At 68.5% G+C, this 21463-nt stretch carries 23 protein-coding genes, 1 tRNA gene, 1 other RNA gene and 1 pseudogene; 11 read left to right on the forward strand and 15 right to left on the reverse strand.

The window, feature by feature from the left end; translation table 11 throughout:
• Positions 1 to 110: 110 nt before the first annotated feature.
• The gene (locus AWC31_RS31915) at positions 111 to 1397 is read right to left on the reverse strand and encodes a PucR family transcriptional regulator (protein ID WP_085149068.1); all 1287 of its coding nucleotides are present in this window, start codon (positions 1395 to 1397) and stop codon (positions 111 to 113) included.
• Between the two features lie 42 nt (positions 1398 to 1439).
• Complete coding sequence (aceE, locus tag AWC31_RS31920) at positions 1440 to 4229, reverse strand: pyruvate dehydrogenase (acetyl-transferring), homodimeric type (protein ID WP_085149071.1); 2790 nt, start codon at positions 4227 to 4229, stop codon at positions 1440 to 1442.
• A 152-nt stretch (positions 4230 to 4381) separates the two neighbouring features.
• On the opposite strand from aceE, the gene AWC31_RS31925 reads away from it, so the two are divergent.
• The 4 genes from AWC31_RS31925 (at position 4382) to AWC31_RS31940 (ending at position 6118) form a co-directional block, all read left to right on the forward strand.
• Positions 4382 to 4951, forward strand: coding sequence for an Rv2240c family protein (locus tag AWC31_RS31925; RefSeq protein ID WP_085149074.1), 570 nt, complete (start codon positions 4382 to 4384; stop codon positions 4949 to 4951).
• Between the two features lie 121 nt (positions 4952 to 5072).
• A complete protein-coding gene (locus AWC31_RS31930) occupies positions 5073 to 5507 on the forward strand; it encodes a DUF3052 domain-containing protein (RefSeq protein WP_067855256.1) in 435 nt (144 codons plus the stop codon).
• Between the two features lie 31 nt (positions 5508 to 5538).
• Positions 5539 to 6000: a peroxiredoxin gene (locus tag AWC31_RS31935; protein ID WP_067855259.1), complete on the forward strand. Its 462-nt coding sequence runs from the start codon at positions 5539 to 5541 to the stop codon at positions 5998 to 6000.
• Between the two features lie 46 nt (positions 6001 to 6046).
• Positions 6047 to 6118: transfer RNA gene (locus tag AWC31_RS31940), tRNA-Val, on the forward strand.
• A gap of 28 nt (positions 6119 to 6146) precedes the next feature.
• Here AWC31_RS31940 and AWC31_RS31945 read toward each other — a convergent pair.
• The 6 genes and pseudogenes from AWC31_RS31945 to AWC31_RS37225 all read right to left on the reverse strand — a co-directional run bounded on the left by AWC31_RS31945 (position 6147) and on the right by AWC31_RS37225 (position 9225).
• Positions 6147 to 6515 (reverse strand): DUF6319 family protein, encoded by a 369-nt coding sequence (locus AWC31_RS31945; RefSeq protein WP_085149077.1) that lies wholly within the window; start codon positions 6513 to 6515, stop codon positions 6147 to 6149.
• A 118-nt stretch (positions 6516 to 6633) separates the two neighbouring features.
• Positions 6634 to 7347: a 2OG-Fe(II) oxygenase gene (locus AWC31_RS31950; RefSeq protein ID WP_085149078.1), complete on the reverse strand. Its 714-nt coding sequence runs from the start codon at positions 7345 to 7347 to the stop codon at positions 6634 to 6636.
• Positions 7344 to 7907, reverse strand: coding sequence for a methylated-DNA--[protein]-cysteine S-methyltransferase (locus tag AWC31_RS31955; protein WP_085149081.1), 564 nt, complete (start codon positions 7905 to 7907; stop codon positions 7344 to 7346). Before AWC31_RS31955 ends, AWC31_RS31950 begins: the two co-directional genes overlap by 4 nt.
• Positions 7904 to 8395: an RNA polymerase sigma factor gene (locus tag AWC31_RS31960; RefSeq protein ID WP_085149084.1), complete on the reverse strand. Its 492-nt coding sequence runs from the start codon at positions 8393 to 8395 to the stop codon at positions 7904 to 7906. The genes AWC31_RS31955 and AWC31_RS31960 overlap by 4 nt, the downstream gene beginning before the upstream one ends.
• 99 nt (positions 8396 to 8494) lie before the next feature.
• Entirely contained in the window at positions 8495 to 8992 is a 498-nt protein-coding gene (locus tag AWC31_RS31965) for a hypothetical protein (protein WP_085149087.1), read from the reverse strand.
• A gap of 60 nt (positions 8993 to 9052) precedes the next feature.
• Positions 9053 to 9225: pseudogene (locus AWC31_RS37225) on the reverse strand (VOC family protein).
• Positions 9226 to 9401: 176 nt separating this feature from the next.
• Here AWC31_RS37225 and AWC31_RS31970 point away from each other — a divergent pair.
• Entirely contained in the window at positions 9402 to 10352 is a 951-nt protein-coding gene (locus AWC31_RS31970) for a cobalamin biosynthesis protein (RefSeq protein ID WP_085149090.1), read from the forward strand.
• Here the strand turns inward: AWC31_RS31970 and AWC31_RS31975 are convergent.
• The 3 genes from AWC31_RS31975 to AWC31_RS31985 are packed head-to-tail and all read right to left on the reverse strand — an operon-like array spanning position 10306 to position 12327.
• The gene (locus tag AWC31_RS31975) at positions 10306 to 11124 is read right to left on the reverse strand and encodes an SURF1 family cytochrome oxidase biogenesis protein (RefSeq protein ID WP_067855277.1); all 819 of its coding nucleotides are present in this window, start codon (positions 11122 to 11124) and stop codon (positions 10306 to 10308) included. The genes AWC31_RS31970 and AWC31_RS31975 overlap by 47 nt on opposite strands.
• A complete protein-coding gene (locus tag AWC31_RS31980) occupies positions 11124 to 11630 on the reverse strand; it encodes a low molecular weight protein-tyrosine-phosphatase (RefSeq protein ID WP_085149092.1) in 507 nt (168 codons plus the stop codon). The genes AWC31_RS31975 and AWC31_RS31980 overlap by 1 nt, the downstream gene beginning before the upstream one ends.
• Positions 11623 to 12327, reverse strand: a complete 705-nt coding sequence (locus tag AWC31_RS31985) for an HAD-IA family hydrolase (protein WP_085149095.1) — start codon at positions 12325 to 12327, stop codon at positions 11623 to 11625. The genes AWC31_RS31980 and AWC31_RS31985 overlap by 8 nt, the downstream gene beginning before the upstream one ends.
• Before the next feature lie 70 nt (positions 12328 to 12397).
• Between AWC31_RS31985 and cobC the strand changes: the two genes are divergently transcribed.
• From cobC to AWC31_RS32005, 4 genes are read left to right on the forward strand one after another with little or no spacing between them, the layout of a single operon-like run.
• A complete protein-coding gene (gene cobC, locus AWC31_RS31990) occupies positions 12398 to 13432 on the forward strand; it encodes an Rv2231c family histidinol phosphate aminotransferase CobC (protein WP_264051721.1) in 1035 nt (344 codons plus the stop codon).
• Complete coding sequence (locus AWC31_RS31995; RefSeq protein ID WP_085149098.1) at positions 13429 to 14547, forward strand: Nif3-like dinuclear metal center hexameric protein; 1119 nt, start codon at positions 13429 to 13431, stop codon at positions 14545 to 14547. Before cobC ends, AWC31_RS31995 begins: the two co-directional genes overlap by 4 nt.
• A gap of 21 nt (positions 14548 to 14568) precedes the next feature.
• Positions 14569 to 15297 (forward strand): zinc ribbon domain-containing protein, encoded by a 729-nt coding sequence (locus AWC31_RS32000; RefSeq protein WP_085149100.1) that lies wholly within the window; start codon positions 14569 to 14571, stop codon positions 15295 to 15297.
• Positions 15294 to 16388 carry a bifunctional RNase H/acid phosphatase gene (locus tag AWC31_RS32005; protein WP_085149103.1) on the forward strand — a complete coding sequence of 365 codons (1095 nt, stop codon included), beginning with the start codon at positions 15294 to 15296 and terminating at the stop codon, positions 16386 to 16388. The genes AWC31_RS32000 and AWC31_RS32005 overlap by 4 nt, the downstream gene beginning before the upstream one ends.
• A 1-nt stretch (position 16389) precedes the next feature.
• Here AWC31_RS32005 and AWC31_RS32010 read toward each other — a convergent pair whose 3' ends face one another.
• Positions 16390 to 16971, reverse strand: coding sequence for a type II toxin-antitoxin system RelB family anti-toxin (locus AWC31_RS32010; protein ID WP_067855286.1), 582 nt, complete (start codon positions 16969 to 16971; stop codon positions 16390 to 16392).
• Positions 16972 to 17017: 46 nt separating this feature from the next.
• Here AWC31_RS32010 and AWC31_RS32015 point away from each other — a divergent pair, with 46 nt between their 5' ends.
• Positions 17018 to 18586: a bifunctional NAD(P)/FAD-dependent oxidoreductase/class I SAM-dependent methyltransferase gene (locus AWC31_RS32015; RefSeq protein ID WP_234817064.1), complete on the forward strand. Its 1569-nt coding sequence runs from the start codon at positions 17018 to 17020 to the stop codon at positions 18584 to 18586.
• A gap of 70 nt (positions 18587 to 18656) precedes the next feature.
• On the opposite strand, the gene AWC31_RS32020 is transcribed toward AWC31_RS32015, so the two are convergent.
• Both AWC31_RS32020 and AWC31_RS32025 read right to left on the reverse strand, forming a co-directional pair.
• The gene (locus AWC31_RS32020) at positions 18657 to 19073 is read right to left on the reverse strand and encodes a VOC family protein (protein ID WP_085149108.1); all 417 of its coding nucleotides are present in this window, start codon (positions 19071 to 19073) and stop codon (positions 18657 to 18659) included.
• A 10-nt stretch (positions 19074 to 19083) separates the two neighbouring features.
• On the reverse strand, positions 19084 to 19515 hold the full coding sequence (locus AWC31_RS32025; RefSeq protein ID WP_085149110.1) for a helix-turn-helix transcriptional regulator: 432 nt from the start codon (positions 19513 to 19515) through the stop codon (positions 19084 to 19086).
• A gap of 29 nt (positions 19516 to 19544) precedes the next feature.
• Here AWC31_RS32025 and rnpB point away from each other — a divergent pair.
• An RNA gene (gene rnpB, locus AWC31_RS32030) (RNase P RNA component class A) lies at positions 19545 to 19930 on the forward strand.
• 8 nt (positions 19931 to 19938) lie between these two features.
• On the opposite strand, the gene AWC31_RS32035 is transcribed toward rnpB, so the two are convergent.
• A complete protein-coding gene (locus tag AWC31_RS32035; protein ID WP_085149113.1) occupies positions 19939 to 21459 on the reverse strand; it encodes a CYTH and CHAD domain-containing protein in 1521 nt (506 codons plus the stop codon).
• Positions 21460 to 21463: the final 4 nt, after the last annotated feature.

Here is a 21463-nt window from a genome sequence, read left to right on the forward strand (position 1 = left end):
GTAAGAGATTATGAACCTTGTCTTATGTTTTTGTAGGTTGTCCACAAAAGTGCATGTGATGCGACATGGCCGATACCGCGGCGCGACCTGTGACCTGGCTGGCAACGCCGCTAGCGCGGGCGCAGACTCCCTCCACCGGCGGGGCGAATCGCCGGTACCGCGCTCAATGCGCCGTTTGACGTGCTCGACTGGTATGCGTGTTTGCTCAGCCGGCCCACGGTCGCGGCCACGCGCAGGACGTAGGCATCCCGTGGCATTGCGGGATCACGCCCGGTGAAGTCGGCGATTCGTTTCAACCGGTAGCGGACGGTGTTTGGATGAACGAACAATTTGCGTGCGCAAGCTTCAATGGCGCCGCCGGAGTCCAGATAGGCGTCGAGGGTCTCGGTCAGCGCCGGTCCGGCGTCGGCCAGCGGCCGCATGACCTCGGCCTCCAGTGCGGCGATCGCGGTCGCGTCGCCGAGCAGGGCGCGCTCGGGTAACAGCTCGCGCGCGGACACCGGCCTCGGCGCACCTGTCCACCCGGCCACCGCGTTCATGCCGGAGATGGCCTCGGTCGCGCTGCGGTGCGCGGCCGTGAGCGTCGGCGCGGTCGGCCCGATCACCACCGGACCGTCGGCGAACACCGTGAGCAGTTCAGCGAGAAACCGGTCGGTGGCCGACAACGGACCGGACACGATCGCGACGAGCCAGGTGCCGTGCACGTCCGACATCGCGGCACGGTCGTTGCGCTGCACCACATCTCGTACGTCGTCACGTGCGAGGTCCATCCGGTCCGGCCGGGGCAGCCCCACGATCACCGTCGCGGGCGCGGTGGCGTCCCAATTGAGGGCGGCCGCCTGCGACTGGAGTTCGGCGCCCGTATCGCCGCGGACCACCGCGTCGACGATGTTGGCCTCCATCCGGATGTCCCACGCGCCGCGGGCCTCGGCCTGATCGGCGTACGCGCTCGCGGCCGCGAATGCCAGATCCCGGCTGTAGCGCAGGATCCCGGCCGTCAACGCCGTGAGCTGCTCTTCGGAACGGGCCAGCAGGGGCACGACCTCTTCGAAGAACTCCATGGTCGTGCGCACCATCTCGACCGACTGCCGCAGCGCGACCCGCCGCCGCAGGTCTTGCGGCACCACCTCGAAGGCCTGCGCGGTGTAGCTGACGTCGCTCTGCGGATCGCGCATCCACTCGACGAAGTTCACCACCGCGGTTTGCACGACCAACTGCACGCTCGCGCGCTGAGACGCGTCGAGGTCGGCGAAGAACGGCAACCGGTCCTGCATGGCGTGCACCGCCTCGGTGGCGAGCCGGCCGGAGTACTGCTTCAGCCGGCGCAACACCGAGTCGGGCACATTCTCCAGAACCTCGACGGTGGACTTCGGCGGGACGAACCGATTGTCGGTCATCCCTAAAAGCTACGCCTTGATTCTGGTGGAATCCTCCAAGAGCTACTCGCTACCGGTGTCGACGTAGGACACCTCGGCGGCCGCCACGTCGTCGATGCGGTACTCCTTGGCCGCCGCGACCGCCACCGACGGGTCGATCTCGCCGTCGCGAGCCAGGCCTTCGAGCACCGCCACCACCACCGATTCGGCATCGGTGTTGAAGTAGCGGCGCGCGGCGGGCCTGGTGTCGGAGAAGCCGAAGCCGTCGGTGCCGAGCGTGATGTAGGTGCCGGGCACCCACGGCCGGATCTGCTCCGGGACCGCCCGCATCCAGTCCGATACTGCTACCACCGGACCGGCCGCGTCGGCCAGGGCGCTGGTCACGTGCGGCGTCCGGGCGGGCTGATCGGGATGGCGCAGCCGGTGCTTCTCGATCTCGACGCCCTCGCGGTTCAGCTCGCCCCAGCTCGTCACCGACCACACGTCGGCCGCCACGTCCCAGTGCTCGGCCAGCAGGTCGGCGGCTCGCAGTGCCTCGGGCATCGACACGCCGGACGCCAGGATCTGCGCGACGTTCGTGCGCTTCTCGGTGGCCTGCCGGTAGCGGTACATCCCGCGCAGCAGCGCCTCGACGTCGAGGCCCTCGGGCTGGGCGGGCTGTACGTAGGGCTCGTTGTAGATCGTGAGGTAGAAGAAGATGTTCTCCGGGTGCTCGCCGTACATGCGGTTCAAGCCGCTTTCGATGATGTAGGCGATCTCGTAGGCGAACGCCGGGTCATAGGTCACCGCGGCCGGGTTGGTCGACGCCAGCAGCAGCGAATGCCCGTCGGCGTGTTGCAGGCCCTCGCCGGTCAGGGTCGTGCGGCCGGCGGTCGCACCGAGGACGAATCCCTTGGCCATCTGGTCGGCCGCGGCCCACAGCCCGTCACCGGTGCGCTGGAACCCGAACATCGAATAGAAGATGTAGATCGGGATCATCGGCTCGTTGTGGGTCGAGTACGACGTGCCCACCGCGGTGAACGACGCGGTCGAACCGGCCTCGTTGATGCCCTCGTGCAGGATCTGGCCGACTTCGCTCTCCTTGTAGGCAAGCATGAGCTCGGAGTCCACCGCGGTGTAGAGCTGGCCGTTGCGGTTGTAGATCTTGAGGCTGGGGAACCACGAGTCCATACCGAACGTGCGCGCCTCGTCGGGGATGATAGGCACCAGGCGCGGCCCGATGTTCTTGTCCCGCAACAGTTCTTTGAACGTACGCACGGTTGCCATGGTGGTCGCGACCGCCTGCGTGCCCGAACCCTTCTTCAACGCCTTGTAGGTGTCGGAGCCGGGTAGCGGCAGCGGGGTGGACTTGGTGCGCCGCGACGGCAGGAACCCGCCGAGGGCCCGGCGCCGCTCCAGCAGGTAGCGGATCTCTGGTGCCTCGGGCCCCGGGTGGTAATACGGCGGCAGGTAGGGGTTCTCTTCCAGCTGCGCGTCGGAGACCGGAACGCGGGTGACGTCGCGGAAGTCCTTGAGGTCTTGCAGCGCAAGCTTTTTCATCTGGTGCGTGGCGTTGCGGCCCTCGAAGTGATGGCCCAGCGTGTAGCCCTTGATGGTCTTGGCGAGGATCACCGTCGGCTGGCCCTTGTGCTCCATGGCCGCCCGGTAGGCCGCATACACCTTGCGGTAGTCGTGGCCGCCGCGCTTGAGGTTCCAGATCTCCTGGTCGGTCATCGGCTCCACGAGCGCCTTGGTGCGTGGGTCACGACCGAAGAAGTGGTCACGCACATACGCGCCGTCGTTGGCCTTGTAGGTCTGGTAATCGCCGTCCGGCGTCGAGTTCATCAGGTTCACCAGGGCGCCGTCGCGGTCGGCGTGCAGCAGCGCATCCCACTCGCGGCCCCACACCACCTTGATGACGTTCCAGCCCGCGCCGCGGAAGAACGACTCCAGCTCCTGGATGATCTTGCCGTTGCCGCGCACCGGGCCGTCGAGGCGCTGCAGGTTGCAGTTCACCACGAACGTCAGGTTGTCTAGACCTTCGAGCGCGGCCATGTGTGCGAGCCCGCGGCTTTCCGGCTCGTCCATCTCGCCGTCGCCCAAGAACGCCCAGACGTGCTGGTCCGAGGTGTCCTTGAGGCCGCGGTCATGCAGGTAGTGGTTGAACCGGGCCTGGTAGATGGCGTTCATCGGGCCGAGCCCCATCGACACCGTCGGGAACTCCCAGAAATCCGGCATCAACCGCGGGTGCGGATAGGACGGCAGGCCACCGCCGGGATGGCTGTGCTCCTGACGGAAACCATCCAGTTGGTCGGCCGTCAGCCGACCCTCGAGAAACGCGCGGGCATAGATGCCGGGGGAGGCGTGGCCCTGGATGAACACCTGGTCGCCGCCGCCCGGATGGGATTTGCCGCGGAAGAAGTGGTTGAAGCCGACCTCGTACAGCGCAGCTGACGAGGCGTAGGTCGAAATGTGGCCGCCCACACCGACTCCCGGCCGCTGTGCGCGGTGGACCATTATCGCGGCGTTCCACCGGATCCACGCCCGGTAGCGTCGCTCGACATCCTCGTCACCGGGGAACCACGGCTCGAGTTCGGTCGGGATCGTGTTGACGTAGTCGGTCGACGTCAGCGCCGGGATGGACACCCGCTGCTCACCGGCACGCTCCAACAGCCGCAACATCAGATACCGCGCCCGCGCCGGGCCGGAGCGCTCGAGCAGTTCGTCGAACGATTCGAGCCATTCGGTGGTTTCGTCGGTGTCGATGTCGGGCAAGTATGAGGCGACACCCTCGCGGATCACCCGGACCCGGTCGGGTTCTGCTGCGGTGCTGGAGTTTTGGGCCAGATCCTGGCGCACGAACTCGGTGGTCAACTTCCGCTCCTTGTTAGGCGGTTAACAACTGATGTGTGCTTGTGGCACCCTCTATCGTCCACCTATCGTGCCGCATTCGCTTCGCTGGGGGTGGAGAGTGGAATGAACCGGTCCGAACGGTGAAGAACCGGTAACGTCTGCAGATCGTGCCGATGGGTTGGCAGTTTGGGGCGGGGCTGAAACTCGCTGCGTCCGCGCTGGGTGGTGTCGCGCTGACCGCGATGGTGGTTGTCGGATGCACGTCCGTGACGGACGGAACCGCGCAGGTGGATTCGGAGGCCGCACCCGACTACCGGGCCTCGGTTTCGGCCTCGGTCGAGGCGTCCGAGTCGAGTTCGGCGGTCCGCGAGTCCGAGCGCCAGGCCTCGCTGACGACGAAGGCCGTGCACACGGTCTGCGAGGACCTGAGCACGTCATCGGTCGACGCGGTCGACGCAGTGAACATCTATATCGAAGCCGTGAACAACAACGCTCCCGATGTGCAGGCGAAGGCCGGGCCCGCTGTCGATGCGCTCAACCGCAGCGCTGATCTGGTGAGTTCAGGTATCACCGAAGCGCTGTCACCCGACCTGAGCGGCGCGTTGACCGAATGGGTGGAAGCCGTGCGGGCCGTTGCCGCGGCCATATCGGGCAACGCCGCACCGGACGTGTTCAACGCCGCGTCGGAGCGGTCCAACACCGCACGGACCAACGCACTGGACCGATGCGATGCGGCGTATTGAGGGCGCGGCGGCGAACCTGACCGCCAGCGACACGGAAGTACACACCGGCGTGCGACGATAGTGCGCAAACGCACTGTCCACGAATGAGTCAGGCGAACCAAAAGGCTAAGGAGGACCGACGGTGGTCGCGGCGGGGAAGGACTCTGACCCGAACTACGCCCGGATTTTGGGCATCGAGAACGATCAGGTTGTCCAGGAGTTGGGCTGGGACGAGGACACCGACGACGACATCCGGGCCGACATCGAGGACGCGTGCGGCTCCGAGCTGCTCGACGAGGATGCGGACGAAGTCGTCGACGTCGTGCTGCTCTGGTGGCGGGACGGCGACGGCGACCTGGTCGACCGGTTGATGGACGCCATCACCCCGCTTGCCGAGGACGGCGTGATCTGGGTGGTGACGCCCAAGACCGGCAAGCCGGGCCACGTCCAGCCGGCCGAGATCGCCGAATCGGCCCCGACGGCCGGACTGATGCAGACCTCGCAGGCCAAACTGGGCGACTGGACGGCCAGCCGGTTGGTGCAGCCGAAGTCGAAGGCCGCGGGGAAACGACAGTGATGACCGCTTGCGCGAAGAACCGACGGCAGTAGTGCTCGCCGTCGGCAGTTCTGCGCCCGACTTCACGCTCCGGGACCAGAACGGCAGGCCGGTCACCCTCAGCGGGTACCGGGGTTCCAAGGATGTGCTGCTGGTGTTTTTCCCACTGGCGTTCACCGGCGTGTGCGAGGGTGAGCTCGGCGAGATCCGCGACAACCTGCCGGACTACGAAAACGACGACTCCGCCGTTGTCGCGATCTCGGTCGGCCCGCCGCCCACCCACCGGATCTGGTCCATCGAAAGCGGATTCACATTCCCGGTCCTGTCTGACTTCTGGCCGCACGGCGCGGTCACCCAGGCCTACGGTGTGTTCAACGACGATGCCGGGTATCCCAACCGCGGCACGTTCGTCGTCGACCGGACCGGCATCATCCGGTTCGCCGAGATGATGGACCCCGGCCAGGTTCGCGATCAGAAGGTGTGGACGCAGGCACTCGCGGCGCTGCGAAGCTGAGCGGATTTCCGGTCAGGCTGCACGGCCGTGTACCGTGCCTGCGACGGGGCGCGTAGCTCAGTGGTAGAGCTCTGGTTTTACACACCAGCGGTCGGCGGTTCGATACCGTCCGCGCCCACTCACTTCCTTCAGTAAAACGCGTCAGCTCAGGCCAAGTCGGCCAGCGCCTTCTTCGCGGCTTCAAGTTCGGCTTCGAGCGCTGCGACCTTGGCGGCCTGTTGGGCGCGCGCCTCTTCGATGACCGCGTCGATCGGGGTGGAGAGGTCTTCGTGGAGTTCCTTGGCCGCGCGGGAGACCGCAGCGGCCGCGACCGCGAGGTTGCGGGCGAGATACGTAGAGCCCTGTTTGAGCTCGGCGGTCCATTCGCCGTCGGCGGTGCCGGTGACCGTGAGCGTGAGCTCCAGTGTCTTGGTCCGCTTGCCTGCCGCCTTCTTGGCGGGGGCCTTCTTCGGGGTCTCGGCGGCCGGCGCCGGCGCGTCGGAAGTGCCTGAGTCGAGGCCTGAGTCGGTGTGCAAAACTTCTGCCGGGGTGTCTAGAGTCGTCGTCACGGTGAGCTCCTTTGAAGTTCGGCCACAGTGGGCGGACAGCGACTTTCATTAGAACACACGTTCGACACTTCTTGACTCAGGCCATTCACGCAGCGTCGTGGAACACCAGCGCTAGCGTCGTCCGCTCACCCGACCGGATCACCGACACGCCATGACGAACCGGTGCCGCCGACCAGCCCCGCGCAGAGCGCACCGGACGGTCACGGGTGGTGAACACGTAGCCGTGCCCGTGGGGCAGCTGCATGGCGGTGCCCCGTGACTGCGCTCGCGGCCGCTGCTCGAGGAGCAGGAACTCACCGCCGGTGTAGTCCTCACCCGGCTTGTTGACGTTGATGACGACCTGCAGCGGGAACACGAGATCGCCGTAGAGGTCGCGGTGCAACGCATTCCAGTCCCTGGCGGCGTAGCGCAGCAGGATCGCGGTCGGTTTGGTTTGCCCTGCGCGGTGGCACATTTGGAGCCACTCGTCGAGCGTGTCGGGCCATGGTGGCCGCCTGCCGAGCCTGGTCCACCACTCCCGCGCGATCGGCAACAGCCGCGGGTACAGCGCCTGCTTGAGCTGCTCGATGGGCTCCGGGTACGGCAGGTCGAAGTAGCGGTACTCGCCTTCGCCGAAGCGGTGGCGGCCCATGTCGACCGTGCTGCGGAAGCGATGGTCGTCGCCGTACATCGCTTGCAGGCGTTGCGTTTCGGCGTCGGTCAGCAACCGCGGCAACAGTGCCCCGCCGAATTCGTCGACCTCGGCGGTGATCGCGTCCCAATCGCCGGAATCGACCCGTTTCTGCCATCGATCGGTCATGCCGCCCGCTCCAAATCCAGCAGGGTCGTCTTGGCGTCCAGCCCACCGATGTAGCCGCCGAGGCTGCCGTCGGAGCGGAGCACGCGATGGCAGGGCACGACGACGGGCAGGGGATTCGTCGCACATGCCGTCCCGACCGCACGAACGGCGTTGGGATTTCCCACAATCTGCGCGACGGTCTTGTAAGACTCGGTGCGGCCGTAGGGGATATGGGACAGCTGGCGTTGCACGAGCTGACGGAACCCGCTGGACAGCGCGTAATCCAACGGCAGGTCGAAGTTCCTGCGCCGGCCTGCGAAGTACTCGCCGATCTCACGTGCCGCGGCGTCCAGGCGTTTCGGGGCGCGCAGGACGCGTGGACTCAGCTTGGCCGCGAGTACGTCGAGGACCGAATCATGGTTCTCCGAGTCATAGGCGACCCGCACGAGCCCGATCTCGGTGGCCGCCAGCAACAGTGGGCCAACGGGCGTGTCGATCGTGGTGTAGGCGACGTCGAGCAGTCCGTGCGCGGCCGCGTCGTCTTCGAGCCTGCGGTGCAGACGCCCCAGGGTGTCGTTCATCGGTGCTCACCTTTCGTGAGTGCATCCGGGTATTTCGTTCGTAGCGTTGCGATTCCGTCAGAGGCGGCTTTTCGCGCCGCCGCTGTGGAGCCGCCGAGGATCTCGGCGATCTCGGCGTAGGGCAGGCCGACCAGATAGTGGTAGGCGACCGCCTGACGTTGTTTGGGCGGAAGCGTTTTCACGGCCTCGGTGAGCTCGTCGTCGGCCTCGCCGGGCACTCCGATCGGCGACGGCCGCTCGGGCAACTCACTCACGGCGATCGCATCGCGCTGCCGTCGCCGGATGATGTCGACGGATTTGCGGTGGGCGATCGTCACCAGCCACGCTTCGACGTTGGCGTCGTCGGCAAGCTCGGGATAGGCACGCAATGCGGCCAGGAAGGTCTCCGACCAGGCGTCCTCGGCGTCGATGCGGCCCAGGACGAACGTGCACACCCGCAGGACGGTCGCGCCGTGCCTGCTGACGATCCTCTCGAATGGCGCCTTCATGGGTATCGGGAATCCATCGGCGGCTCCTTGCTTGTGGCGAATGCTCTCACTGGGTAGACGCGCGCAAGCGCGTAAACGTGAGCTTCATCGGCCAACCGATTACGACCACACCGCCGGGGCGCGCCGTAATGCGAGTTCACGGCTGCGCATGTCGGTCTCGCCGGAGCAGGACGGATTGTCCTGTGAGAACTTCATGTTGACGAAGCCCGTCAGATCGGGCCGGATGATGTACTTCATCGCGAACGGGCCGGTTTGGTAGGCCTGGGGTGTGCCTACCAGGCAGGCCATGCCGGGGTTGGTGCGTTCCCCGACCCAGGCGCCGCGGTTCCCGTCGGCGGTGGCTGTCCAGGACAGTTCCAGCTCCCACTGCGTGTCCGAGGAATGCGAAAGCACATGTAGGCACTCCTTCCCGCAGTCGGAGAGTGTCCAGGCGTAGGGCGCCCAGGCGCTTGTGGCTGTGGATTCGGTGACGTCGTAGACGCCCGGCGTGGGGATCGGTGGCGCCGCAACGACGGGGGCCGGGCCAGACGCTTTCATGCCGCCTAGCGCGAATCCGATTGCCGTCGACACGGCAACCGCGAGTATGAGGTTTTTCACGGGTTCCTCCGCGTCGGATCCTAACCTCGGAACCGGCGTCGGGCGCCGGCGCGGACGGGATCAACTCGGTGCGAAGAACTCCAGTGCGATACCGTCCGGATCCCGGAAGCTCAGCCCCGAACCGTACGGGGCGTCGACGATTCCACCGTGCCGATCAGTGCGCGGTACCAGGGCCCGCTGACGGCAAGGTCGCGCACCGTGACCGCGACGTGGTTGAGGGTGGGAAACGTCATGTGCACCTCCATGTCAGACAACGCGTCTCGCGGCGAGGGACGTGCCGGTGGTCCTGGCGCGCTTGAACGGGCAGCAGCACCGCCGCCGGGATGAGGAGATCGGTCACCCGTCGTGGCCGCCGCGGTGGACCCAGCCTCATGAATTCGAGTAGACCACTTTGTGAGACGCTGCCGAAGTGTTTGAGCCGACATGTCGCGCTGCCGGCATCGCCATCGGATATTTCGCCGATCTGCTGCTGGGCGATCCGCGCCGGGGCCACCCCGTGGCGGTGTTCGGTGCAGGCGCCGCCCGATTGGAGCGGCTGACCTACGCCGACGACCGCCGCGCGGGTGTTCTGCACACCGGGCTGCTGCTGAGCGGGCTGGCGCTGTTCGGGGCGGCCGCGGGACGTTCGGCGCCGGTGACCGCGTTGGCGACGTTCGTCGCGCTCGGCGGCACGTCACTGAATCGCGTGGGCGGACAGATGGCGACCGTGCTGGAAGCCGGCGATCTCGACGGAGCGCGCCGGCTGCTGCCCTCGCTGTGCGGCCGGGATCCCGCCGCGCTCGATGCCGCCGGGCTGACCCGCGCGACGGTGGAGTCTCTTGCCGAGAACACCTCCGACGCGCAGGTGGCGCCGCTGCTGTGGGTCGCTGTCGCGGGCGTTCCTGGCGTACTGGTGTACCGCGGAGCCAACACGCTCGACGCGATGATCGGGCACCGTTCCCCGCGTTACCTCCGATTCGGTTGGGCGGCCGCACGTTTCGATGACGTCGTGAATTACCTGCCGGCGCGTTTGACGGGACTGCTCGTCGTGGCGTGCGCGCCCGTGGTGGATGGTTCACCGCGGGCGGCGCTGCGGGCGTGGCGGCGCGACGCGGCGCGCCATCCCAGCCCGAATGCCGGGGTGGCCGAGGCGACGTTCGCCGGGGCGTTGGGCGTGCGGCTCGGCGGCCCGACGCAGTACGCGCATCAACTGGAGATCCGCCCGACGCTCGGCGACGGCCGGGTGCCCGAGGTCATCGACGTGGGCCGCGCGGTGCGGTTGTCCCGGGCGGTGCAGGCGGCCGCGGCCGGGGTTGCGGTGCTGACCGCAGGCCTCAGTGCCGCCGTCCGTAACGGTCGGCGAGCTTCTCCTCGGGGGTGAGCTGCCGATCCGGTTCCGCGGGTTTGGCGGCGCGCTCGCGTCTGCGCTGTTTGATCTCGGCATAGACGAAGTAGCCCAGTCCGATCGGCGCGACGATGCCGAACGCGATCCACTGGATGCCGTAGGACAGGAACGGGCCCGCGTCGAGGTGAGGTAGCGGAATCTCGCCGAGCCCGCCCGGTTGTCCGCCGACGAGTTGCAGATATGACCCCGCCAGCGGTACCCCGGTCACCGAGGCGATCTGCGTGGTGCTGATCGAATACACCTGCTGCACACCGTCGGTGCGGAACGGTTCCTTGCCGGTGGCGATCGCCTCGGAATCACGCAGCCGGGCCGTGATGGTCACCGTCCCGGTGGGCGGGGCCGCGATGGGCGGGACGCCCGAACCCTCCTCCGGCTTCACATAGCCGCGGTCGACCAGCACGACGGGCCCGCCGTCGACGGCGAACGGTGTCAAGACCTCGTACGCGGGGTCGCCGTCGATGACCCGCAACCGAGCCACCACCTCGGCCTCGGGCAGATAATGCCCGGTGGCGGTCACGCGTCGCCACTGATCATCGGGGGCTGCGGAATCCTGTTGCGGCAGAAGCGTTGTCACCGGGACCGGATCGGCCTGCAGTGAGTTCGCGATCTGGTTGTTCTCACGCGACGTCTTGGTGTTCTTGCCCAGCTGCCATGGCGCGAGCACCGTGAAGCACAGGTACGCGAACGCGACCACCACGACGAACAACGCCAGCCACTGCGGCCGGAACAGGAAACTCAGACGTTGCATCACACCACGATTCCTCGAGGCTCATCCCGGGCCGCGAGCGCCGCGTCGACCCAGTCGTGCAGTCCGGGCAGGGCGGCCTCGATCACCGCGAACACCGCTTCGAAGTCGTCGCGCGTGCCGTAGTACGGGTCTTCGACGTCGGGGGTGTGCGCACCGGAACGCGGATCGAACGAACGCAGCATCCGCAGGCGCTCGGGTTGCACCCCGAGGTCGGCGAGGATCCTGGCGTGGTTGCGGCCGAGCGCGACGACCAGATCGGCGCTCAGATGATCGTCGTCGACCTGGGCCGCGCGGTGCTCGCTCGGATAGCCGTGCTCGGTGAGGACCAGGCAGGCGCGCGCATCCGCACCGTCACCGGCATGCCAACTGCCGGTACCGGCGCTGGTCACCCGGACGGCATCGGCCAGGCCGCGTTCACTGATCTGGTGCGCGAACATCTTCTCGGCCATCGGTGAGCGGCAGATGTTGCCCGAACAGACGAATGTCACGTGAAGCGGGTCAGACACCGAGCACCCCGCGCAACGCTTCGACGGTCGCCACCTGGGCCCGCGCGGCGACGGCCGCCGGACCGGCGAAGTCCGCGGCGCCGTAGCCCCAGCCGACCACGACGGTTTCGATGCCGTGCTCGGCGGCGCCCTCGACGTCGTGCACCCGGTCGCCGACCATCAGCACCCGCTCCGGCAGGGGCTGAAGCTGCGCGAGGGCATGCGCCACCACATCGGCCTTGGCCGCTCGGGTGCCGTCCGGGCTGGCGCCTGCGATCACCTCGAAGTACCCGTCGAGGCCGAAGTGCTCGAGGATGAGGCGGGCGGTCGGTTCGGCCTTCGACGTGGCCACGGCCAGCCGAACCCCGGCCGCGCGCAGGTCGGCCAGCAGCGCCGGAATGCCGTCGAACAGCGTGTTCATCGCCCAGCCGCGGCTCGTATAGTCCGCGCGGTAGGCGGCGATGGCGGCGTCGGCGTGCTCGCCGAGCCCCATGTCGCGCAGTGTGTAGTGCATGGGTGGGCCGACGATGCGGCTCGCCAGGTCACCGTCGGGCACATCGGCGCCCACGGCCTGCAGCGCATGCCGAAAACTCGACACGATGCCCTCGGCCGAGTCGGTGAGGGTGCCGTCGAGGTCGAACAGCACCAACTGCGGCCGGATGCCCTGCGGCAGCTCGCTGACTGCGCCGGTCTCGGGGCTGGTCTCAACGTCGGTCACAGAGCAATTGTCCCTGATCCCCGCGCGGTCCGGCTGCCCGGCCGGGGGCACCGCCCACTACTGTCGTGCTGTGCCGTGCCCATCGCAGAGTCCGACCCGCGCGGCCGCCCGCTACCACGGTGACCAGGCCGCCTTGCCGGGCATGCTGGACTTCGCGGTCAACGTGCGCGCCGGCTCGCCGCCGGCGTGGCTGACCGACCGGCTGGCCGCCCGGCTGACCGACCTCGGCCGCTATCCGAGCGCGGCCGACGAGCGCCGTGCCGTCGCGGCCGTCGCGTCGCGGCACAATCGCGACGAATCGGAGGTGGCGCTGCTGGCGGGTGGAGCCGAGGGCTTCGCCCTGCTGCCCGGGCTGCAGCCACAGCTGGCGGCGTTGGTCGCGCCGTCCTTCACCGAGCCCGAGGCCGTCTTGACGGCGGCAGGCGTGCCGGTGCATCACGTCGAACTCGCGCCGCCGTTCACGCTGGCCGGTGCCCAGGTACCCGACGCGGCTGACCTCGTCGTCGTCGGTAATCCGACCAACCCCACCGGGGTGCTGCACCCGCGCGAGCACATCTTGGCGCTGCGCCGGCCGGGGCGGATCGTGGTGGTCGACGAGGCCTTCGCCGACGCCGTGCCCGGCGAACCCGAGTCGTTGGCAGGCGATGCGCTGCCCGACGTGCTGGTGCTGCGCAGCCTCACCAAGACCTGGGCGCTGGCCGGGTTGCGGGTCGGCTACGCGCTCGGCGCCCCGGAACTGTTGGCCCGGCTGACCGCACGCCGCGCGCACTGGCCGCTGGGGACGCTGCAGTTGGAGGCCATCGCCGCGGCGAACGCTCCCGAGGCGGTCGCCGAGGCCGAGGCCGGTGCGCGGCGATTGGCGGGCCTGCGTGCCGAAATGGCCACTGCGCTTCGCGCGCTCGGCCTCGAGGTGATCGCCGGGGCCGCGCCGTTTGTGCTGTTCGCCGTGCCCGACGCGGAGTTGATGCGAAAACATCTGGAAAGCAAGGGTATTGCCGTGCGTCGTTGCGATACTTTCGTGGGCCTGCGCCCGAACTACCTGCGTGCCGCAGTGCGCGAGGAGTGGCCGGTTTTGGTGGACGCCGTGACGGAGGTGCTGACATGAGTGCCCGACTGGCTGATGTCATCGCGGTGCTTGATGCCGCCTATCCGCCGCGGCTGGCCGAGGACTGGGATTCGGTCGGGCTCGTGTGCGGCGACCCCGACGAACCCGTCGATTCGGTCACGGTCGCGGTCGACGCCACCGACTCCGTCATCTCCGAAGTGCCCGAACGCGGGCTGCTGCTCGCACATCACCCGCTGTTGTTGCGCGGGGTTGACACCGTCGCGGCCAGCACGGCCAAGGGCGCGCTGATCCACCGGTTGATCCGCACCGGGCGGGCGTTGTTCACCGCGCACACCAACGCCGATTCGGCTTCGCCGGGCGTATCCGACGCGCTGGCCGATGCGCTCGGGCTGACGGTCGAGGGCGTGCTGTCGCCCGTGGCGGCCGGGCCGGATCTGGACAAGTGGGTGGTGTTCGTTCCGGCCGCCGACGCCGAAGCGTTGCGGGCGGCACTGTTCGCGGCAGGCGCAGGTCGCATCGGCGACTACTCCCACTGCAGCTGGAGCGTTACCGGGACGGGGCAGTTCCTGCCCCATGACGGCGCGTCGCCGGCGATCGGTGAGGTCGGCAGCGTCGAACGGGTGGCCGAGGACCGGGTCGAGGTGATCGCGCCGGCACGGTTGCGCTCGAAGATCCTGGCCGCCATGCGCGCGGCCCATCCGTACGAGGAACCGGCCTTCGACATCATCGCGCTGGCGCCCATACCGGGCGACGTCGGCATCGGCCGGGTCGGTTCGCTGGATCGGCCGGAACCGTTGTCGGCGTTCGTATCCCGCGTGTGCGCGGCGCTGCCCGCGACGTCGTGGGGCGTGCGTGCGTCGGGTGACTCCGATGCCATGGTGTCGCGGGTCGCGGTCTGCGGGGGAGCGGGCGACTCGCTGCTGGGCGCGGCCGCCGCGGCCGACGTGCAGGCGTACGTCACCGCCGATCTGCGCCACCATCCCGCCGACGAGCACCGGCGGGCGTCGGACGTGGCGCTGGTCGATGTTGCACACTGGGCCAGCGAGTTTCCCTGGTGTGCTCAGGCGGCCGATGTGCTGCGCAGGCATTTCGGTGACACCCTGCCGGTGCGGGTCAGTACGGTGCGCACCGATCCATGGAACGTCGAGAGTTAGCCGGTAGGGGAGCGAAAGAAGATGAAAGCCGAAGTATCCCAACAGCGTTCACTGCTCGAGCTGACCGAGGTGGACGCCGAGCTGGCCCGTATCGAGCACCGTGCCAAGCATCTGGCCGAGCAGAAGCGCCTCGACGATGCCCAGGCCGAGTACGGCGCCGCCAACGACCGGCTGGCCACGCTGGGTATCGCGCTGGAGGATCTGGGCACCCAGGTGGCCAAGTTCGAGACCGAGATCGACGCGGTGCGTCAACGCGAGGACCGCGACCGCGCGCTGCTCGAAAGCGGCGGGGTGGGCGCCAAACAGGTCACCGAGATCCAGCACGAACTCGAAACTTTGCAGCGCAGACAGTCGAGCTTGGAGGACTCCCTGCTCGAAGTCATGGAGCGCCGCGAGGAGCTGCTGGCCCAGCAGGCCGAGGCGCTGCGCCGCATCGATGAACTGCAGACGGCGCTGTCCGATGCCCAGCAGGCGCGCGACGGCGCGCTCGTGGAGATCGACCAGTCCCGCCATCAGTGTGCGACCCGCCGCGACGCCCTCGTCGACGCGATCGACGACGAGTTGGTGGGCCTCTACGAGCGGCAGCGGGCGCGCGGTGGCGCGGGCGCAGGCCTGCTGCAGGGCCGGCGGTGCGGGGCGTGCCGGATCGAGATCGACCGCGGCGAGATCGCCCGTATCTCGGCCGCTGCCGACGACGACGTGCTGCGCTGCCCGGAGTGTGGAGCAATCCTGTTGCGGGTCAAGCCGTGAAGGTGCTCGTCGAGGCTGACGGCGGATCGCGCGGTAACCCGGGACCGGCCGGGTACGGCGCCGTCGTGTACACCGCCGACCATGGCACGGTGCTGGCCGAGCGCAAGGAAGCCATCGGCCGGGCCACCAACAATGTCGCCGAATATCGCGGCCTGATCGCTGGTTTGGAGGCCGCGACGGCCCAGGGCGCCACCGAGGTCGCGGTGTCGATGGACTCCAAACTGGTCGTCGAACAGATGACGGGCCGCTGGCGCGTCAAACACCCCGACCTGATCGATCTCCAACGCCAGGCCGCCGCACTCGCGGACACGTTCGACCACGTGAGCTACAGCTGGATTCCGCGCGCCCGCAACAGCTATGCCGACCGGCTCGCGAACGAGGCGATGGACGCCGCGGCCGGGGTGGTCGACGAGGCGGCGCCGACGAAGAAGCCGGCCGAGGACGAGAAGCCGTCGGCCCCGGGCTGGACCGGTGCGGTCGGCGCGCCGACGCGGCTGCTGCTGTTGCGGCACGGACAGACCGAACTGTCCGTCCAGCGGCGCTATTCGGGCCGCGGCAATCCCGCGCTGACCGAGGAGGGCCGGCGCCAAGCCGACGCGGCAGCGCGCTATCTGGGCGAGCGCGGCGGAGTCGCCGCGGTGGTCACCTCGCCGTTGCAGCGGGCGTACGACACCGCCGCCGCGGCGGCCAAGGCGCTCGGGCTCGACGTCACGGTCGACGACGATCTGATCGAGACCGACTTCGGCGCCTGGGAGGGTTTGACGTTCGCCGAAGCGGCGCAACGGGATCCGGAGCTGCACCGGCGTTGGCTGCGCGACACCAGCGTCGAGCCACCCGGCGGTGAGAGCTTCGACGCCGTGGCGCACCGGGTGCGGCGGGCCCGCAACCGCATCATCGCCGAGCACGGCGCCGCGACCGTTCTGGTGGTGTCGCACGTGACGCCGATCAAGACCGTGTTACGGCTTGCGCTCGATGCCGGGGAGGGCATCCTCTACCGGCTGCACCTCGATCTGGCCTCACTGTCGATCGCCGAGTTCTACGCCGACGGCGCCTCATCGGTGCGACTGGTCAACCAGACCGCCTACCTGTAACTCAGGCGTGCAGGTGCAGCTGTTCGCCGTGCGGGCCGAAGATCGTGATCGCCTCCACCGGTCCGTCGACGACGCCGAACCAGTGCGGGCTCCACGTCGAGAACTCAACCGCCTCACCGGGTTTGACGATGAAGTCCTGCTCGCCGAGGATGAGGCGCAGCCGCCCGGACAACACATACATCCAGTCGCGACCCTCGTGCACGGGTAGCTCTGCAGGCGGTTTACGGCGGCGGGCGCTGATGCGGATCTTGAACGCGTGCAGCCCACCGGCCGGACCGTGCCGCGTGAGCGGCCAGTAAGTGATGTCGTGATGGGTGTGCGAGGCGCCCTTGATCCGCGGATCCTCGGCTTCCGGTGCGCGCAGCAGCTCATCGGTGGTCACCGACAACGCGGCGGCGAGCCGGGGCAGATGATCCAGTGCGAGCCTGCGTTTACCCGATTCCAGCCTGCTCAGCGTCGACACGTCGATCTGGGCGCGGGTAGCGACGTCCTCCAAAGTCAGGCCGCGCTGCACCCGTAGCTCGCGCAGCCGCCGCCGGACCATGGCGTCGACGTTCTCCTCCGCGGCTGCGATTGCCTCCATGGCAAATTAGCTTGCCAGTTTCGTGCTGGGTCGGCAAGCTCGGGATATGGACGTTGAAGTGATGGACAAGGCATGGGACTGCATCGTCGTCGGCGGCGGCGCCGCGGGTTTGAGCGCCGCGCTCGTGCTGGGCCGGGCCCGGCGGCGGGTACTGCTCGTCGACGCGGGCAATCAGAGCAACCTGGCCGCACACGGCATCGGTGGGCTGCTCGGCAGTGACGGCCGGCCGCCTGCCGAGCTGTACGCGGCGGGCCGTGCCGAGCTGGCCGCCTATCCGACCGTGGAAGTGCGTACCGGTGAAGTCGTGCGCGGTGAACCGGGATTCGTTCTCGAACTGGGCGACGGCACCCGCGAGCACGCCAGGGCGGTGCTACTCGCCACCGGGATGGACTACCGGCCGCCGGATATCCCAGGCCTCGAACCGCTGTGGGGCCGTTCGGTTTTCCACTGCCCGTTCTGCCACGGCTGGGAACTGCGCGACGCGCCGCTCGGGGTGGTCGCCCGTGGTGACCGTGCCGTGCACTCGGCGCTGCTGCTGCGCGGCTGGACCGACGATCTGATCGTTCTGACCAACGGCGAAGGCGGACTCGACGACACCCAGATCAAACTGCTCGATGCCGCGGGCGTCGGTGTCGATGACCGCTCGATCGCCCAATTCCACGCAGAAGACGGCGAATTGGCTGCCGTGGAGTTCGCGGACGGAACACGGTTGGCACGCCGCGGTGCGCTTGTCGCCACCACGCTGCACCAGCGTTCCCCGCTGGCCGCGCAACTCGGCGCGGTGGCGGCGCCGGGTCCGGTCGCGATGGATGCCCTCGTGGTCGACGGGTTCGGCCGCACGTCCGTGCCGGGCTTGTTCGCCGCAGGGGACCTGAGTGCCCAGATGCCACAGGTGGCGAACGCCGTCGCGGCCGGCAGCCAGGTCGGTGCCGCGGTGGTGCAGAGCCTGCTGGCCGAGGACTTCGGGCTGCCGGTCCCGCCGTGGCCGACGCATTCCGAGGTGACGGCCCAGTACTGGGAACGGCACTACGGGCAGCGCGGCCGCATCTGGAGCGGGCGCGTCAACCCTCAGCTCGAGAAACTGGCCGCGGGCCTGACCCCGGGCCGTGCCCTGGATCTGGGGTGCGGCGAAGGCGGCGACGCCGTCTGGCTCGCCGAACAGGGGTGGCGGGTGACGGCTACCGACGTCTCGGACACCGCGCTCGGGCGGGCCGCCGCCGAAGCGAAGGCCCGGGGCGTGGCCGACCGCATCACGTTCGAACGGCACGATTTCGCCGAGAGTCTGCCGGAGGGCAGCTTCGACCTGGTGTCGGCTCAGTTCCTGCAGTCGCCCATCGCGATGGACCGGCCTGCCTTGCTGCGCCGCGCCGCCGGGGTGGTCGCCCCGGGCGGGTTGCTGATCATCGTCGACCACGGTGCCGCCCCGCCGTGGGCACCCGAGCACGTAAGGAAATTCGAGTTCCCCAGCGCTGAGGACGTCGTGGGCGCACTCGATCTGCCCGACGAGCAGTGGGAGCGGGTGCGCGTCGGAGCCGAAGAACGCGACGCGACCGGACCGGACGGGCAGCGCGGCACGCTCATCGACAACGTGATGGTGCTGCGTCGCAGGGACTGACCGCATCGAGACCGACGCTTTGGTCGCCGGCACGGCCTGGCATCGACCATTGCGTCGGTCTCGACACGGCTCAGGTGCGCTGGGTCAGCCGGACGCTGTTGCCCGACGGATCGCGGAAACCGGAGTCGATCCCGTAGGGCATCTGGTTGGGCGGCTCGGTGAACTCGACCCCGCGGGCGGTGAGCTCCTCGTAGCTCTTCTGACAGTCCTCGGTGGTCAGAAACACCGTGCCGGCGAAGCCTTTTGCGGTCAGGTCGAGCACCTGTTTGCGGGTGTCCTCGTCCATCACGGGCGGGCCGGGCACGGCCATCAGCACGATGCTGACATCGTCCTGACCGGGCGGGCCGACCGTGAGCCACCGGAACGGGGTGTCGACATCGGGCAACGTAACGTCTTCGCGCACTTCCATTCCGACCTTTTCGGTCCAGAACTTCAGCGCGGCTTCCTGGTCGTGAACCCAGAGGTGTGTGCTTGCGATTCTCATCATGCGACCGACGCTACGGTCGGGCGTCGGTGCCCGTCTTCTTCGCGTGTGCTGTTTTCCGGGTGTCGCGCGCCAGAACACAACTCGGCACCGGGGCGCGCAGCGCAGCGGGCGGCAGGCTCGCGCGGTAGGCCGCCGGCGGCTTGCCGTAGACCTTGGCGAAGCTCGACGTGAACGAGCCCACGCTCTGCAGGCCGACCATCACGCAGATGTCGGCGACCGAGCGGTCGGTGTTGCGCAGCAGCGCCGCGGCCCGCTCCAACCGCCTGCTCTGCAGATAGGCGCGCGGAGACTCCCCGAAGGTCCGGGTGAACATCCGGCTGAAGTGCGCACGGGACAGCCCCGCGGCCGCCGCGAGGTCGTCGACGGTGATCGGATCGGCGTACCGCGCGTCCGCCAGGTCCTTCGCCCTGAGCAAATATCGGGCAGGTGGCACCTGCAGCATGGATTTAAGGGTACGGTGATCTGCGCGAACGAGTTGGCCGGGCGGCCGCGGCACCTGACGGTGTCGAGGAAAGTCCGGACTTCACAGAGCGGGGTGATTGCTAACGGCAATCCGAGGTGACTCGCGGGAAAGTGCCACAGAAAACAGACCGCCAGAAATGGTAAGGGTGAAACGGTGCGGTAAGAGCGCACCAGCACCCCGGGTGACCGGGGTGGCTAGGCAAACCCCACCCGAAGCAAGGCCAAGAAGGCCGCAACCTGGTTGCGGTCGCGCAGGCGCCTGAGGGTTGCTCGCCCGAGCCTGCGGGTAGGCCGCTCGAGGCACCCGGCGACGGTGTGCCCAGATGGATGGTCGCCGCCTCGCCGCCAGAAATGGCGGTGAGGAACAGAATCCGGCTTACAGGCCAACTCGTTCGCCCCTGCCTCAGTGCCGGGTCTTGTGGACCGCCTTGTCGAGCTTTCGCAGCGCGTCCTCCAAGAGCGCGCGGGAATGCTGGGCGACCTCGTCCTCCAATTGGTAGAGCAGACCGTAGGTGAAGGTGTCCTCGCCCGCGGCGTGCGCGGCTTCGGCTTGCGTGCTCAGGTGCGTCTTGCTGACCACGGCATCCTGATGATCGCCCAACAGCGATTGGATGGCCTTGGCCCGATCGGACACCTTGGTCGCGCCGGTGGCGGCCGCGGTGTAGCGAAGACGCTTGGCGCCCTTGCGGATTCGGTGCAGCGCCTCGTCCTTTTCCTCGGCGTCGGCCTCGGTGGACTCGGCTGCGGCCTTCGCCGCCTTGGCTGCTTTGCGCACGCGCTTGTAAGCCGAGCCGATGGTCGCCGATGAGCTGTCTGCGTCGGTGTCGTCCGGGGGTTCGGCGGCGACGAGGTCGTCGAGCGCGTCGAGCAGCCGGAAGTAACGTTGCGAGCGCATCGCCTGCAGCGCGCGGCGCAGGCCCGCGGCATAGCGGCGGTGCGCGCCGTCGACGAGCCGTTCCCGTACCGGCCCCCGCACGAGGTCGGGGGACAGTTCGTCGAGTGCGCGCTGGTAGCGCTCGGCGAGCACCTCGGCGTCGCGGGCCACCCCGAGCAAGGCCGCGAGCGCCCGGAGCTCGTCGAGAATCCAGCCGTTGTCGGCCAACGGGAACGCGTCTTTGGATGCCTGCAGCAGGCTGCGGATCTTGCGGGTCGTCACGCGCATCTGGTGCACCGAGTCGTATGCGTCGGCCCGTACCGCACGATCCCAGACCAGCAGCTCCTCGATCTGTTCGGCGATGGCCCGGTGCATCGGATCGGCGGGGACGGGCTGCTCCTCGGCGGCGGCGCCCGCGGTTTCGAGCACCTTGGCCAGCTTCGACCCGTGGCCGGCCGGCTGCGCGCCGGCGTCGGTCAACCGGTTCGACAACCGGTCCAGCAGGCCGTCCGGAACCTCGGTGTCCAAGAGCTCGAGTTCCCATTCGCGCCACTGCTGGGCCTCGTCCTCCTGCCCAGCGGCCGACGCGGTGACGTGGTCGTCGCAGAACTCGGCCAGCGCAGCGCCGCTGTGCCCGAACAGCAGATCGACGCTGCGTTTCGTCGAGATGCGGGCAACCGGGGCGAGCGGCCGGTCGCGGATGATCGCGAGCACGATGTCCCGCAGATCCTCTGGCACGGCGTCGGTCTCGGCGTCGCCGTCCGGGTCCAGCGGTGCGCGCACCTCGGTACGGGCATCCGGCCCCGCGGGCAGCTTGAGATGCCAGCCCGCGTCGGGCCCGCCGGTGCGTCGCCGCAGCGTGATGCGGTGCGCCGCGAGGTCGCGGGCCGGTGTGTCGAAATAGACAGCGTCCAACTGTTGTGACGGAGGCCGCTCGACACGGGCGACAGCTGTCAACCCGTCGAACGAGGGGGAGACGGTCGCGTCGGTCACCTCGAACTTGCGCTCGACCTCGGTGTACCTGGAGGTTTTGGGCGTGTCAGGGGCCATGGTC

Origin of the sequence: Mycolicibacterium wolinskyi, assembly GCF_002101965.1 — a bacterium.
Lineage (GTDB): Bacteria > Actinomycetota > Actinomycetes > Mycobacteriales > Mycobacteriaceae > Mycobacterium > Mycobacterium wolinskyi.